The 14660-nt window shown below is 72.0% G+C and carries 12 protein-coding genes; 5 read left to right on the top strand and 7 right to left on the bottom strand.

Annotated elements, in window-relative coordinates:
* Positions 1-227: 227 nt before the first annotated feature.
* On the bottom strand, positions 228-1268 hold the full coding sequence (locus tag ACIDOF_RS19250) for a LacI family DNA-binding transcriptional regulator (protein WP_409007163.1): 1041 nt from the start codon (positions 1266-1268) through the stop codon (positions 228-230).
* A gap of 317 nt (positions 1269-1585) precedes the next feature.
* Here ACIDOF_RS19250 and ACIDOF_RS19245 point away from each other — a divergent pair, with 317 nt between their 5' ends.
* From ACIDOF_RS19245 to ACIDOF_RS19225, 5 genes are all read left to right on the top strand, one after another.
* Positions 1586-2737: a Gfo/Idh/MocA family protein gene (locus ACIDOF_RS19245; RefSeq protein WP_409007162.1), complete on the top strand. Its 1152-nt coding sequence runs from the start codon at positions 1586-1588 to the stop codon at positions 2735-2737.
* On the top strand, positions 2734-3906 hold the full coding sequence (locus ACIDOF_RS19240) for a dihydrodipicolinate synthase family protein (RefSeq protein ID WP_409007161.1): 1173 nt from the start codon (positions 2734-2736) through the stop codon (positions 3904-3906). The genes ACIDOF_RS19245 and ACIDOF_RS19240 overlap by 4 nt, the downstream gene beginning before the upstream one ends.
* Positions 3907-3914: 8 nt before the next feature.
* Positions 3915-4733: a sugar phosphate isomerase/epimerase family protein gene (locus ACIDOF_RS19235; protein WP_409007289.1), complete on the top strand. Its 819-nt coding sequence runs from the start codon at positions 3915-3917 to the stop codon at positions 4731-4733.
* 66 nt (positions 4734-4799) lie between these two features.
* The gene (locus ACIDOF_RS19230) at positions 4800-7043 is read left to right on the top strand and encodes an ATP-dependent RecD-like DNA helicase (RefSeq protein ID WP_409007160.1); all 2244 of its coding nucleotides are present in this window, start codon (positions 4800-4802) and stop codon (positions 7041-7043) included.
* Positions 7044-7263: 220 nt separating this feature from the next.
* Entirely contained in the window at positions 7264-8553 is a 1290-nt protein-coding gene (locus ACIDOF_RS19225; RefSeq protein WP_409007159.1) for a citrate synthase, read from the top strand.
* Positions 8554-9150: 597 nt separating this feature from the next.
* On the opposite strand, the gene ACIDOF_RS19220 is transcribed toward ACIDOF_RS19225, so the two are convergent.
* The 6 genes from ACIDOF_RS19220 to ACIDOF_RS19195 all read right to left on the bottom strand — a co-directional run bounded on the left by ACIDOF_RS19220 (position 9151) and on the right by ACIDOF_RS19195 (position 14641).
* Positions 9151-11448 (bottom strand): heavy metal translocating P-type ATPase, encoded by a 2298-nt coding sequence (locus ACIDOF_RS19220; RefSeq protein ID WP_409007158.1) that lies wholly within the window; start codon positions 11446-11448, stop codon positions 9151-9153.
* A gap of 85 nt (positions 11449-11533) precedes the next feature.
* Positions 11534-11845 carry a heavy-metal-associated domain-containing protein gene (locus tag ACIDOF_RS19215; protein ID WP_409007157.1) on the bottom strand — a complete coding sequence of 104 codons (312 nt, stop codon included), beginning with the start codon at positions 11843-11845 and terminating at the stop codon, positions 11534-11536.
* A gap of 4 nt (positions 11846-11849) precedes the next feature.
* Positions 11850-12002, bottom strand: coding sequence for a hypothetical protein (locus tag ACIDOF_RS19210; RefSeq protein WP_409007156.1), 153 nt, complete (start codon positions 12000-12002; stop codon positions 11850-11852).
* 16 nt (positions 12003-12018) lie between these two features.
* Positions 12019-12942 carry a PrsW family intramembrane metalloprotease gene (locus ACIDOF_RS19205; RefSeq protein WP_409007155.1) on the bottom strand — a complete coding sequence of 308 codons (924 nt, stop codon included), beginning with the start codon at positions 12940-12942 and terminating at the stop codon, positions 12019-12021.
* A gap of 160 nt (positions 12943-13102) precedes the next feature.
* The gene (locus ACIDOF_RS19200) at positions 13103-13300 is read right to left on the bottom strand and encodes a helix-turn-helix transcriptional regulator (RefSeq protein WP_409007154.1); all 198 of its coding nucleotides are present in this window, start codon (positions 13298-13300) and stop codon (positions 13103-13105) included.
* Positions 13301-13735: 435 nt separating this feature from the next.
* The gene (locus tag ACIDOF_RS19195; protein ID WP_409007153.1) at positions 13736-14641 is read right to left on the bottom strand and encodes a sugar phosphate isomerase/epimerase family protein; all 906 of its coding nucleotides are present in this window, start codon (positions 14639-14641) and stop codon (positions 13736-13738) included.
* Positions 14642-14660 lie beyond the last annotated feature (19 nt).

The following is a 14660-nucleotide window of genomic DNA, read 5'->3' as shown; positions in this document are numbered from 1 at the left end:
CCGGTCCTCGCCCAGCCGGTCCTCGCCCAGCTGGCCCACGCCCAGCCGGTCCACGCCGAACCCGGGCCGCCTGGCCGGGCCCGCCCCGAGGTCGCCCGACCGGGCCCGCCCCGAGGTCGTCCGGCCCTGTTACCCGTCGTGTTTCCCGTCGTGCCGTCCGGAGCGAACGCCTCCGGCCTGCGGCCCTTCAGATCGGCCGAATCCGGGTGCACCAGACCGGCACGGCCTCACACCGCCCCCGTGGACCCCCGTACGACCAGCTCGCCGGGGATCGTGGCCACTCCGCCGGGGGGCTGTTTCTCGCGGCCCATGGCGATGCGGCCCGCGCGGGCCGCTGCCTCCGCGAGGGGGAGTCGTACGGTCGTCAGGGCGGGCACCGCGTCCACGCTGAACGGCAGGTCGTCGAAACCGGCCACGGAGACGTCGTCCGGTATGCGCCGCCCCGCCTCGCGCAGCGCCGCGCAGGCCCCGAGCGCCACCGTGTCGTTGGCCGCGACGATCGCCGTCAACGCGGGCTCGCGGCGCAGGAGTTCGACCGTCGCCGTGTGGCCCGTGGCGCGGTCGTACGGGCCGTGCAGGGTCAGCTCGTCGCCGCGCGGCAGGCCCGCCCCCGCGAGGGCGTCACGGTGGCCCTCCAGGCGGTCACGGGTCGTCGTGCGCTCCTCGGGGCCCGCGATGTACCCGATCCTGCGGTGGCCGAGCAGCAGCAGGTGCTCGGTGAGGGCACGGCCGCCGCCGCGGTTGTCGAAGGTGAGCGCCACGGTGCCCGTCTCGGGCGCGGGCGGCCGGCCGCACAGCACCACGCGCGTACCGGCGTCCGTGAGCCGCTGCAGCTTCGTGGTGAGCGCCGCCGCGTGCTCGGGGTCCTCGACGGCGCCGCCGGTGATGACGACGGCGGCGGCGCGCTGGCGCTGCAGCAGCGTCAGATACGTCAGTTCGCGCTCCGGGGAGCCGCCGGTGTTGCACACCACCGCGAGCCGCTCCCCGCCCGCGCGCCCGCCGGGACCGCCGATCTCGGACTGCACGGCGCCGGCCATGATCCCGAAGAACGGGTCGGCGATGTCGTTGACGAGGATGCCGACCAGGTCGGAGGTGGCCGCGGCGAGCGAACTCGCGGGCCCGTTCAGAACGTAGTCCAGCTCGTCCACCGCGCGCAGCACCCGCTCCCTGGTGGCAGCCGCCACCGGGTAGTTGCCGTTCAGGACGCGGGAGACGGTGGCGGGGGAGACCTGGGCGCGGGCCGCCACGTCCGCCAGGGTCACGGTCATCTGCACGCCTCCGTGGGCTCTCTTCGGTTCCACCGCCGGACGGCTCCCGCCGGCGGCCGGGGAAAACCGTCACCACGCGCGCGTGCCGCCCGCTCCGGTGACTCTCCGGCGCTCCCCCTGTGGGGCACTTGGCCCGGCCCTCTTGTACGGGGCTTGTCAGGCAGGCTAGCTTTTCCCCGGATAGAAAGCGCTTGCTATACGGCTCTCCGCTGCTCTTTCCGCTGCGCTTTCACGGCGCCGTGCACCGCGTACCCCTGCGCCGGGCACCGCGCCTTCCATCGGCTCGCTTCCACGGGGAACGGCGTACGGAGGACTTCGTGACACGTAAGACGGTGCGCATCGCCATGAACGGCGTGACCGGGCGGATGGGTCACCGCCAGCACCTGGTCCGCTCGATCCTCGCGCTGCGCGAGGAGGGCGGCCTCGACCTGGGCGACGGCACCGTGCTGTGGCCCGAACCGGTCCTCGTCGGCCGCCGCGCGCACGCCCTGAAGGCGCTCGCCGACGAGCACGGCCTGGAGCACTGGACGACGGACCTGGACGCGGCGCTCGCCGACGACAGCGTCGACGTCTACTTCGACGCACAGGTCACCTCGGCCCGCGAGGAGGCCGTCAGGAAGGCCGTCGCCGCCGGAAAGCACCTCTACATCGAGAAGCCGAGCGCCACCACTCTGGAGGGCGCCCTCGAACTGGCCCGCCTCGCGAACGCCGCGGGCGTCAAGCACGGCGTCGTCCAGGACAAGATCTTCCTGCCGGGCCTGCTGAAGCTGAAGCGCCTGATCGACGGCGGCTTCTTCGGCCGCATCCTGTCCGTACGCGGCGAGTTCGGCTACTGGGTCTTCGAGGGTGACTGGCAGGACGCCCAGCGCCCCTCCTGGAACTACCGCGCGGAGGACGGCGGCGGCATCGTCGTCGACATGTTCCCGCACTGGGAGTACGTGCTGCACGAGCTGTTCGGCCGCGTGAAGTCCGTGCAGGCCCTCGCAGCCACGCACGTGCCGCAGCGCTGGGACGAGCAGCGCAAGCCCTACGCGGCCACGGCCGACGACGCCGCGTACGGGATCTTCGAGCTGGAGGGCGGCGCGGTCGCGCAGATCAACTCCTCCTGGGCGGTACGGGTCAACCGGGACGAGCTGGTCGAGTTCCAGGTCGACGGAACCGAGGGCTCCGCCGTCGCGGGCCTGCGCAACTGCCGCGCCCAGCACCGCTCCGCGACCCCCAAGCCGGTGTGGAACCCGGACGTCCCGGCGACCGAGCGGTTCCGCGACCAGTGGCAGGAGGTGCCGGACAACGGCACGTTCGACAACGGCTTCAAGGTGCAGTGGGAGCTGTTCCTGCGCCATGTGGTGCTCGACGAGCCGTACCACTGGGACCTGCTCGCGGGCGCGCGCGGCGTGCAGCTGGCCGAGCTCGGCCTCAAGTCCTCGGCCGAGGGCCGCCGTTACGACGTACCGGAGCTGACCCTGTGACCCTCCAGCTCCCCACGAAAACCGGCGGCACGCGCGCGTACACCCCGCGGAGCGAGCCGTTCCGCCCCGCGGGCTCGGCGCCGCTCGTGTCCCGCACCGTGTTCTCGGCGGCCCATGTGGTGGCCGACCCGTACGCCGACACCTCCCCGGACGGCCCGGCCGCCGTCGACTGGGACGCGACGCTCGCCTTCCGCCGCCACCTGTGGTCGCACGGCCTGGGCGTGGCCGAGGCGATGGACACCGCACAGCGCGGCATGGGCCTGGACTGGGCGGGCGCGGCCGAGCTGATCCGGCGCTCGGCGGCCGAGGCGAAGGCGGTCGGCGGCCGCATCGCCTGCGGCGTCGGCACCGACCAACTGACCGGCGACAAGGGCCACTTGGCGGGGGCCGGTCCGGGCGAGGTCCTGGGCGCCTACGAGGAACAGCTCGCGCTCGTGGAGGGGACGGGCGCGCAGGCGATCCTCATGGCGTCCAGGGCCCTCGCCGCGACCGCCCGCGGCCCCGAGGACTACCTGACGGTCTACGGGCGCCTGCTCCGCCAGGCCGCCGAGCCGGTGATCCTGCACTGGCTGGGCCCCATGTTCGACCCGGCGCTCACCGGCTACTGGGGCTCGACCGACCTGGACGCGGCCACCGACACGTTCCTCCAGGTCATCGCCGCGCACCCGGACAAGGTCGACGGCGTGAAGATCTCGCTGCTCGACGCGGACCGCGAGGTCGCCCTGCGCCGCCTTCTCCCGCAGGGCGTGCGCTGCTACACCGGCGACGACTTCCACTACCCCGAGCTGATCGCGGGCGACGCGCACGGTTTCAGCCACGCCCTGCTCGGCATCTTCGACCCGCTCGGCCCGCTGGCGGCGGACGCGGTGCGCAGGCTCGACACCGGGGACACGGCCGGATTCCGCGAACTCCTCGACCCGACCGTCGAGTTGTCCCGCCACCTCTTCGAGGCGCCCACCCGCTACTACAAGACGGGCGTGGTGTTCCTCGCCTGGCTCGCGGGCCACCAGCGCCACTTCACGATGGTCGGCGGCCTCCAGTCCGCCCGCTCCCTGCCGCACCTGGCCAGGGCGTACGAACTCGCCGACGGCCTCGGCCTGTTCCCCGACCCGGACCTCGCCGCAGCCCGGATGAGGTCGCTCCTGGACATGTACGGAGTCGCCCGGTGACCCTCGACATGACCCGCTTCAGCATCAACCAGATGACGGTGAAGCAGCTGTCGCTGCCCGAACTTGCCGAGTCCTGCGGCGCGTTGGGGGTCACCGGGGTGGGCCTGTGGCGCGAGCCCGTCGCGGAGTACGGCCTCGAAGCCGCCGCGAAGCTGATGCGCGACTCCGGACTGACGGTCACGACACTGTGCCGCGGCGGCTTCCTCACGGCGATCGACCCGCACGCGCGCGTGCGGGCGCTCGACGACAACCGCCGCGCCGTCGACGAGGCCGCCGCCCTCGGCACCGACACCCTGGTCCTGGTCTCCGGCGGCCTCCCGCCCGGCAGCCGCGACCTGCACGGCGCCCGCGAACGCATCGCCGACGCCCTCGCCGAACTCGGCCCGTACGCGCACGCGCGCGGCGTGCGTCTCGCCGTGGAGCCGCTGCACCCGATGTACGCGGCCGACCGCTGCGTGGTGTCCACCCTCACGCAGGCCCTCGACCTGGCGGAGCGCTTCCCCGCCGACCAGGTGGGCGTCTGCGTGGACACGTACCACCTGTGGTGGGACGACCGGGCGCCCGCGGAGGTCGCGCGCGCGGGCGCGGGCGGCCGGCTGTACGCGTACCAGCTCGCCGACTGGACGACCCCGCTGCCCGCCGGGGTGCTCAACGGCCGCGGCCAACTCGGCGACGGCGCGGTCGACTTCACCGAGTGGCATACGCGGATGGCGGAGGCCGGGTACACGGGCCCGGTCGAGGTGGAGCTGTTCAACGCGGAGTTGTGGGCCAGGGACGGCCACGAGGTCCTCGCGGAGACCCTCGAACGGTTCAGATCGGTCGGGTAGAGGGGTCGGCTCGGAAGTTGTCCACAGGCTCGGCGGACTGTCCGAGCCCGGCGGTAGCGTCGTGGCATGTCGAAAGCGGCGGGGAGCCCGGCAGCGGGCGCGGCAACGGGTCTGACGGCGGTCGAGGGCGTCCTGGAACGCATCACGTACGCCAACGAGGAGAGCGGTTACACGGTCGCGAGAGTCGACACGGGCCGCGGCGGCGGAGATCTGCTCACGGTCGTCGGCGCGCTCCTCGGCGCCCAGGTCGGCGAGTCCCTGCGGATGGAGGGCCGCTGGGCCTCCCACCCGCAGTACGGCAAGCAGTTCACGGTGGAGAACTACACGACGGTGCTGCCCGCCACGATCCAGGGCATCCGCCGCTATCTCGGCTCGGGCCTGGTCAAGGGCATCGGCCCGGTCTTCGCCGACCGCATCACGCAGCACTTCGGCCTGGACACCCTCGACGTCATCGAGCAGGAGCCGAAGCGCCTCATCGAGGTCCCCGGCCTCGGCCCGAAGCGCACGGAGAAGATCGCCGCGGCCTGGGAGGAGCAGAAGGCCATCAAGGAGGTCATGGTCTTCCTGCAGGGCGTGCAGGTCTCCACGTCCATCGCCGTGCGGATCTACAAGAAGTACGGCGACGCCTCCATCTCCGTGGTGAAGAACCAGCCGTACCGCCTGGCGGCCGACGTGTGGGGCATCGGCTTCCTCACCGCGGACCGCATCGCCCAGGCCGTCGGCATCCCGCACGACAGCCCGGAGCGCGTCAAGGCCGGCCTGCAGTACGCGCTGTCGCAGTCCACCGACCAGGGCCACTGCTTCCTGCCCGAGGAGCAGCTCATCGGGGACGCGGTGAAGCTCCTCCAGGTGGACACGGGCCTGGTCATCGACTGCCTCGCGGAACTCGCCGGCGAGGAGGAGGGCGTGGTCCGCGAGCAGGTGCCGGGCCCGGCCGACGGCGAAACCGTCACGGCCGTCTATCTGGTGCCGTTCCACCGGGCCGAACTCTCCCTGTCCGCCCAGGTGCTGCGGCTGCTGCGGGCCGAGGAGGACCGGATGCCCGCCTTCCAGGACGTCGACTGGGACAAGGCCCTGGCCTGGCTCGGGCGGCGCACGGGCGCCGAGCTCGCCCCGGAGCAGGAGGAGGCGGTGAAGCTGGCCCTCACCCGCAAGGTCGCCGTCCTCACCGGCGGCCCCGGCTGCGGCAAGTCGTTCACGGTCCGCTCGGTCGTCGAGCTGGCCCGCGCCAAGCAGGCCAAGGTCGTCCTCGCCGCCCCCACCGGCCGCGCCGCCAAACGCCTCGCCGAGCTCACCGGAGCCGAAGCGTCCACGGTGCACCGCCTGTTGGAGCTGAAGCCGGGCGGGGACGCGGCGTACGACAGGGACCGCCCCCTGGACGCGGACCTGGTGGTGGTGGACGAGGCGTCGATGCTCGACCTGCTGCTCGCCAACAAGCTGGTGAAGGCCGTGCCCCCGGGCGCCCACCTGCTGTTCGTGGGCGATGTCGACCAGCTGCCGAGCGTCGGTGCGGGCGAGGTGCTCAGAGACCTGCTCGACGAGTCGGGCCCGGTCCCGGCGGTGCGCCTCACCCGAATCTTCCGGCAGGCGCAGCAGTCCGGCGTCGTCACCAACGCCCACCGCATCAACTCCGGCGCCCCGCCCCTGACTCAGGGCCTGAAGGACTTCTTCCTCTTCGTCGCCGAGGAGACCGAGGAGGCGGGCCGGCTCACCGTGGACGTCGCCGCCCGGCGCATCCCGGCGAAGTTCGGCCTCGACCCGCGCCGGGACGTCCAGGTGCTCGCGCCGATGCACCGCGGCCCGGCCGGCGCCGGAGTGCTCAACGGCCTGCTCCAGCAGGCGGTGACGCCCGCGCGCCCCGACCTCCCGGAGAAGAGATTCGGCGGCCGCACGTTCCGCGTGGGCGACAAGGTCACGCAGATCCGCAACAACTACGAGAAGGGCAGGAACGGCGTCTTCAACGGCACGGTCGGCGTCGTCACGGCCCTCGACCAGGACGAGCAGCGCCTCACGGTCCTGACGGACGAGGACGAGGAAGTGCCGTACGAATTCGACGAACTGGACGAACTGGCGCATGCGTACGCGGTGACCATCCATCGCTCGCAGGGCAGCGAGTACCCCGCGGTGGTGATTCCGGTCACCACCGGGGCCTGGATGATGCTCCAGCGGAACCTGCTCTACACGGCTGTGACCAGGGCCAAGAAGCTGGTGGTCCTGGTCGGTTCGCGCAAGGCGCTGGGCCAGGCGGTGCGCACCGTGTCCGCTGGACGCCGGTGCACGGCGCTTGACCACCGGCTTCGTGGGAAATGACGATTCGCGTTGGCCCTGGTTGATCGATCATTTCGGTGGCAAAGGTCACGAGGGGGTTCCGGAACCGGGGCGAAGGGGGCAGGATGTGCAGGCTGACGGCACTGAGTGCCGTCAATAGGCCCAATGGTCGACCCCGAGTGCACTCTCCAGGGCCAAATGGGGGATGGTAGAGACAGTCAGGGCACCTCGAAGAAGAGGCACTACGTCGGTGAGGGATGACGTGAGCGACAACTCTGTAGTACTGCGGTACGGCGATGGCGAGTACACCTACCCGGTGATCGACAGCACCGTCGGCGACAAGGGCTTCGACATCGGGAAGCTCCGCGCCCAGACCGGTCTGGTGACCCTGGACAGTGGGTACGGCAACACCGCCGCCTATAAATCCGGCATCACCTATCTCGACGGCGAGCAGGGCATCCTGCGGTACCGCGGCTACCCGATCGAGCAGCTGGCCGAGCGCTCCACCTTCCTCGAGGTGGCCTACCTGCTGATCAACGGCGAGCTCCCCACCGTCGACCAGCTCTCCACCTTCCGCGACGAGATCACCTCGCACACGCTGCTGCACGAGGACGTCAAGCGGTTCTACGACGGCTTCCCGCGGGACGCGCACCCGATGGCCATGCTGTCCTCGGTGGTCTCCGCGCTGTCCACGTTCTACCAGGACAGCCACAACCCGTTCGACGAGAAGCAGCGTCACCTCTCGACGATCCGCCTGCTCGCCAAGCTCCCGACGATCGCGGCGTACGCGTACAAGAAGTCGGTCGGCCACCCGGTGGTCTACCCGCGCAACGACCTGGGCTACGTCGAGAACTTCCTGCGCATGACGTTCTCGGTGCCCGCCGCCGAGTACGACCTGGACCCGGTCGTCGTCTCCGCGCTCGACAAGCTCCTCATCCTGCACGCGGACCACGAGCAGAACTGTTCGACGTCCACCGTGCGCCTGGTCGGCTCCTCGCAGGCGAACATGTTCGCCTCGATCTCCGCCGGCATCTCCGCCCTCTGGGGCCCGCTGCACGGCGGCGCCAACCAGTCCGTCCTGGAGATGCTGGAGCAGATCCAGGCCGACGGCGGCAACGTCGACTCCTTCATCAACAAGGTGAAGAACAAGGAGGACGGCGTCCGCCTGATGGGCTTCGGCCACCGGGTGTACAAGTCCTTCGACCCGCGCGCGAAGATCATCAAGGCTGCCGCGCACGACGTCCTGTCGGCCCTCGGCAAGTCCGACGAGCTGCTCGACATCGCGCTCAAGCTGGAGGAGCACGCGCTCTCCGACGACTACTTCGTCTCGCGCAACCTCTACCCGAACGTGGACTTCTACACGGGCCTCATCTACCGCGCGATGGGCTTCCCGACCGAGATGTTCACCGTGCTCTTCGCGCTCGGCCGCCTCCCGGGCTGGATCGCCCAGTGGCACGAGATGATCAAGGAGCCGGGTTCCCGCATCGGCCGTCCGCGCCAGATCTACACGGGCGTCGTCGAGCGCGACTTCGTCCCGGTCGAGTCCCGCTGAGCCCCGCTCGGCCGCCGTACCGGCACCTGACCCCTTAAGGTCCGCGTTCCGCACAAACGCGGACCCAGGTGCAGAGAAGCGCCCCGCGACCGGTCCCCCCACGGGCCGGCCTGCGGGGCGCTTCCCTTTGTCCCCGGTTCGGATTCCCCCCACGGGATCCGGCCGGGCGTCCAAGAGTGCTGCGCCGAGCACACGTCGCGGTCCGCCGGGACGCGTACGTACGGGAGGGCCGCTCAAAGCTCCCCGGTGCACGTGCCCCGGCCAACGCTCTCCCCAGCGCCCTGGAGCGCGGGGATACCTCTGCTGGAGACGTCCCCCAAGACATCCCCAGATGGACAGGAACGCCCCCCAAGACGTTCCAGCCATCGCACTCTTAGACCTGCGAGTCCCCCAAATGGTTACGTGCGAATCTCTGTGATCTACGTCTCCTGCATATGTCCAGCTACATACACAAGGGCCCCGATTAGGTGATCGGGGCCCCAGAGTAAGGGGATTGTGGGGAGTACGTGAAGGTCTTCGGCGTTCCTTCTCGCACCCCGAGACGGAACCGTCCCTTCAGTGAAACGAGGCGGCCGGTGCGAGGTCACCGGCGCCGGGTCACCGGAACGACTTGAGCCGCAGGCTGTTCGTGACCACGAAGACCGACGAGAACGCCATCGCGGCGCCCGCGATCATCGGGTTCAGGAGCCCGGCCGCGGCGAGCGGAAGCGCCGCCACGTTGTAGCCGAAGGCCCAGAAGAGGTTGCCCTTGATCGTGGCGAGGGTGCGGCGGGAGAGCCGGATCGCGTCGGCGGCCACCCGCAGGTCGCCGCGGACCAGCGTCAGGTCGCCCGCCTCGATCGCCGCGTCCGTGCCCGTGCCCATGGCCAGGCCCAGGTCGGCGGCGGCCAGGGCGGCCGCGTCGTTGACCCCGTCGCCCACCATGGCGACCGTGCGGCCGGCCGCCTGCAGCTCGCGGACGGCGGCCACCTTGTCCTGCGGAAGGACCTCGGCGCGGACCTCGTCGATGCCGACCTCGGCCGCGACCGACCGGGCGACGGCCCGGTGGTCCCCGGTGAGCAGCACCGGCGTCAGGCCGAGGGCGCGCAGGTCGCGTACGGCCTCGGCGCTGGTGTCCTTGATCGCGTCGGCGACGGCGAGGACACCGCGTGCCACTCCGTCCCAGGCGACGGCCACGGCGGTACGGCCCCTGGCCTGCGCCTCGGCGAGCGTCGCCGACAGCTCCGCGGGCAGTTCGACCCCGGCGTCGGCGAGCAGCCGCTCGCGGCCGACCAGGACGGCGCGGCCCTCGACGGTGCCGCGCACGCCGAGGCCCGGCACGTTGGCGAAGTCCGCCGGGGCGGGCAGCGGCGCGCCGGCCGCGGCCTCGGCGCCCCGGGCGATCGCGCGGGCGACGGGGTGCTCGGAGGCGTGCTCCAGCGCGCCCGCGTACCGCAGGAGTTCCTTCTCGTCGGTGCCCTCGGCCGCGTGCACGTCGTGGAGTTCCATGCGGCCCGTGGTGACGGTGCCGGTCTTGTCGAGGACGACCGTGTCGATGCGGCGGGTGGACTCCAGGACCTCGGGGCCCTTGATGAGGATGCCGAGCTGGGCGCCGCGCCCCGTGCCGACGAGCAGGGCCGTGGGCGTGGCCAGGCCGAGGGCGCAGGGGCAGGCGATGATCAGTACGGCGACGGCGGCGGTGAACGCGGCGGCCGCGTCGCCCGTGTTGCCGAGCCAGGCGCCGAGGGTGGCGGCGGCGATCAGCAGGACGACGGGGACGAAGACGGCGGCGATCCGGTCGGCGAGGCGCTGCACGGCGGCCTTGCCGCTCTGTGCGTCCTCCACGAGCCGGGCCATGCGGGCGAGTTGGGTGTCGGCGCCGACCCGGGTCGCCTCGACGACCAGCCGGCCCGAGGTGTTCACGGTCGCGCCGGTCACGGTGTCGCCCACGGCCACGTCGACCGGCACGGACTCGCCGGTGAGCATGGACGCGTCCACGGCGGAGGCGCCCTCGACGACGGTGCCGTCGGTGGCGACCTTCTCGCCGGGGCGTACGACGAAGCGGTCGCCGACGCGCAACTGCCCTGCGGGGACGCGGACTTCGCGCCCGGCGCGCAGCACGGTGGCGTCCTTGGCGCCGAGTTCGAGGAGGGCGCGCAGGGCGGCGCCCGCCTTCCGCTTGGCGCGGGCCTCCAGATAGCGGCCGAGCAGGATGAACGTGACGACTCCTGCGGCGACTTCGAGGTAGATGGCGCCGGAGCCGTCGGTGCGGCCCACGGTCAGGTCGAAGCCGTGCCGCATGCCGGGCGCCCCGGCCGTGCCGAAGAACAGCGCCCACAGCGACCAGCCGAAGGCGGCGAGGGTGCCGACGGAGACGAGGGTGTCCATGGTGGCCGCGCCGTGCCGGGCGTTGGTCCAGGCGGCGCGGTGGAAGGGCAGCCCGCCCCAGACCACGACGGGCGCGGCGAGGGTCAGCGAGAGCCACTGCCAGTGGTCGAACTGCAGGGCCGGGACCATCGCCATCAGGACGACGGGCAGCGCGAGCACGGCGCTGACGAGCAGCCGCCGGCGCAGCGCGTCGGCCTCGCCGTTCTCCTCTCCGGTGGCGGCGGACGAGCCGTCAGGAAGGTGAGGTTCGGGTTCCGCCGGGACGTCCGGGGCCTCCGGAACGATCTCCTCGGCGCTGTAGCCCAGCTTCTCGACCGTCGCGATCAGGGCGCTCACCTCGACCCCGTCCGCGTACGACACCTTCGCCTTCTCGGTGGCGAGGTTCACGGTGGCGGTCACGCCGTCCAGGCGGTTGAGCTTGCGCTCGATCCGGGACGAGCAGGAGGCGCAGGTCATTCCGCCGATGGCGAGCTCGACCTCGGAGCCTCCCGTCGAGGTCCCGGGCTGCTCGGTCGCCGTCTCAGTCATGGCAGGTCACGCGTTCTCTTCGTCGTCCGGTACGCAGGGAGGGTACGGGACCCGGGCCCGGCGCCGGGCCCGGGTCCCGTGTGGGTCAGGCGCGGCCGGTCAGCTCGTACCCGGCCTCGTCGACGGCGGCGCGCACCGCGGCCTCGTCGAGCTCGGCGTCCGAGACGACGGTGACCTGGCCGGTCGCGGCGACGGCCTTGACGGAGGTCACGCCGGGCAGCTCGGAGATCTCGGCGGAGACGGCGCCCTCGCAGTGACCGCAGGTCATGCCCGTCACCTGGTAGACGGTGGTGACGGCGCCCTGCGGGGTCGCGGCCGCGCCGTCGCTGTGGCACGAGCCGGAGGGGGAGCAGCAGGAGCCGGTCGTCTGGGTCTCGGTCTCGGTCTGGGCGCTCATGTCGTTACTCCTCGTCGAGGGCGTCGGGTCGGCCCGCGGCCTCGGGCGGCGCGGCGTCGGCGTACGGCTTCGACGTACGGCTTCGGCGCGCGGTGCAGCGCGGGGTCGCGGCACAGGAGAGGCGGGTGCCGTGGTGCCTGGCGGCCCCTCCTGACACTCACGACTGTATACCCCTAGGGGGTACTTCTCCAAGTGGGATCGCGACGGGAGAGCGAACGCGCCCAGCCGAGGGCGAGCAGCGTGACGACGACGAGGCCGCCGACCGAGAACAGCGTGAACAGGTGCTGCTGCTCGTCCGTCGGCCGCGGCAGATAGCCCTGGGCGAACAGGGTGCGGTCGGCGTGGGTCGTGGTGAGCACGACCACCAGCCACAGGGCGATGCCGTGCATCGAGTCCCACAGCGCGTGCAGCAGGGCCACGCCCAGATACGTGCCGATCACCGGGCCGGCGAACCGGAACCGACCGTCGGGCCGCCGGTGTGCGAGCAGCACCGCGCCCGCGATCGCCGTCCACAGGCCGTGCCCGAACGGCGCGAGCACCCCGCGCAGGATCTCCGTCTCGATCAGCGCCTGGAGGTCGATGCCCTGGGTGGAGAGCGCCGCGTTGAAGGCGTACCCGGCGCTCTCGAAGGCCGCGAAGCCGAAGCCGGTGGACGCGCCGAGCACCAGACCGGCCCGCACCCCGCGCAGCTCCGGACGGCGGCGGACGAGCAGCATCAGGGCGCCGAGCTTCACCGCCTCCTCGATCAGGCCGACGCCGAGGAACATCCACAGGGAGGGGTGGAGCAGGTAGTACTCCATGACCGAGGCGCCGAGGACGCCCAGGATCCCGCCGGTCAGGAAGCAGCCGAGCAGCGTCCCGACGCCGAGGTCGGAGCCGTGCCGCTCGTACGCCCAGAGCGCGAACACGGACGGGACGAGGAAGCTGCCGAGCAGGATCAGGGTCGGCAGCAGCGTCGTGTTCTCGGTCGCGTACGTGACCATCGCGGTCAGCGCCCACAGCAGCAGTCCCGTCCACAGGCAGCGCTTCCACAGCCTGGGGGTGGCGGGGGTGGTCGTGCGGGGCGGATGCGGGGGCGCCGACGGGTACTGACTCACGTACAAACCCCTCTGGAACCGGAGGAATCGGGACTTCCCGAGGAGTCTAGGCAGGGGAGTGCGGGTGCGCGCGCGGAGATCGGCGGGGCTCGGCGGGAGTGCGGAGGCCCCCGCGCGGGCGTCGTGCGGGGGCCGGGGCGGACGGTCTATCCGGAGCGGCTCATGGTCTGCGCCCCCGGTTGCTGGGCCTGCTCGCCACCCAGGCGCGGATCGTGTCCGCGTACCAGTAGGGCTTTCCGCCCTCGACGTGGTCGGGCGCCGGCAGCAGTCCGTGCTTCCGGTAGGACCGCACCGTGTCCGGCTGGACGCGGATGTGTGCGGCGATGTCCTTGTACGACCAGAGCTTGCGGTCGGTCATCAGTGGTACCTCCCTGTCCGCGCGCAGTGGCGGCCCGGGGGAGCCGTCGGGGGAGCTGAGCGCGAACCGGCATGCAGTCAGCCTGTGCCCGGCGAACGACGCTGAGTGACCGGCGAGCGGGTCCTGTTGATCGGGTGTGACGGGAAACCCGCGTTACTGAGACATGTGTGACGGAAGGCGGACTTTGGTTACGCGAGTGATGCATTGGGCGGGCGGGGCGAGGGTGTGCAAACGGCGCACATGTGGTCAGGGCGCGCGCCCCCGGCGCGTGGTGGCGCGCAGTTGCGCCCCCGCCCGCCGTGCCGGATGCGCACGCGGAGCCGAACGGGGGCCGCAGGTCGTCAATTCCCGTACGCGCGTACGGAGTTGGGTACGGGTGTACGTACGAGGGGTGAGGTGGGGGCACCCTGAGGCGTCTCCGGCGTCTCCCGCGTCTCAGGCGCCGCAGGTGCGGAGGTACGCGCGGGTGCGGCGGGCGATGGGGAGGGGCCGGTCGGGAGGGCAGGGGTACATGTCCTGCTCCACGATGGCGAAGAGCTCGACGCCGAGCCCCTGCGCCGCGTCGAGGACCGGTTCGAGCGCCGGCACGCCGGAGGGCGGCTCGCACATCACCCCGCGCGCCACGGCCGGCCCGAACGGCAGGTCCTCCGCGTGGACCGCCGCGAGGATCTCGGGGTCGACCTGCTTGAGGTGCAGGTAGCCGATGCGTGCGCCGTACGTCTCGATCAGCTTGACGTTGTCCCCGCCGCAGTACGCGTAGTGCCCGGTGTCCAGGCACAGGGAGACGAGGTCGGGGTCGGTGGCGTCGAGGAAGCGGGCGACGTTCTCCTCGGTGTCGACATGGGTGTCGGCGTGCGGGTGCACGACGATCCGCAGGCCGTAGCGGTCCCGGATCTCGCGGCCCAACCGTTCGGTGCCGTCGGCGAGTTGGCGCCACTGCTCGGCCGTCAGCTCGCGGTCCTCCAGGACCTCGCCGGTCTTGTCGTCGCGCCAGAAGGCGGGGATCACGACCAGGTGCCCGGCGCCCGTCGCCCGCGTCAGCTCGGCCACCCGGGAGACGTGCTCCCAGGTCTCGTCCCACACCGCGGGCCCGCGGTGCAGCCCGGTGAAGACGGTGCCCGCGGAGACCCGCAGGCCGCGCCGCTCCGTCTCGGCGCGCAGCATGTCGGGATCGGTGGGCAGATAGCCGTACGGGCCCAGCTCGATCCAGTCGTAGCCGGACTCGGAGACCTCGTCGAGGAAGCGCCGCCAGGGGACCTGGCGGGGGTCGTCGGGGAACCAGACGCCCCAGGAGTCGGGGGCCGAGCCGATGCGGATACGCGACTTGCGCGACAACGTCATTCCGTCAGCGTCGAGGCGC

It is taken from the genome of Streptomyces sp. Da 82-17, assembly GCF_046098215.1.
In the GTDB taxonomy this organism is placed as follows: Bacteria; Actinomycetota; Actinomycetes; order Streptomycetales; family Streptomycetaceae; genus Streptomyces.
Note: the sequence above shows the minus strand (reverse complement) of the source record. Positions and strands in the feature narration are given on the sequence as shown.

Coding starts and splice junctions, on each gene's coding strand:
- ACIDOF_RS19250 (WP_409007163.1), bottom strand. CDS start 1,268: ATGACCGTGACCCTGGCGGACGTGGCGGCCCGCGCCCAGGTCTCCCCC.
- ACIDOF_RS19235 (WP_409007289.1), top strand. CDS start 3,915: ATGACCCGCTTCAGCATCAACCAGATGACGGTGAAGCAGCTGTCGCTG.
- ACIDOF_RS19230 (WP_409007160.1), top strand. CDS start 4,800: ATGTCGAAAGCGGCGGGGAGCCCGGCAGCGGGCGCGGCAACGGGTCTG.
- ACIDOF_RS19220 (WP_409007158.1), bottom strand. CDS start 11,448: ATGACTGAGACGGCGACCGAGCAGCCCGGGACCTCGACGGGAGGCTCC.
- ACIDOF_RS19215 (WP_409007157.1), bottom strand. CDS start 11,845: ATGAGCGCCCAGACCGAGACCGAGACCCAGACGACCGGCTCCTGCTGC.
- ACIDOF_RS19200 (WP_409007154.1), bottom strand. CDS start 13,300: ATGACCGACCGCAAGCTCTGGTCGTACAAGGACATCGCCGCACACATC.
- ACIDOF_RS19195 (WP_409007153.1), bottom strand. CDS start 14,641: ATGACGTTGTCGCGCAAGTCGCGTATCCGCATCGGCTCGGCCCCCGAC.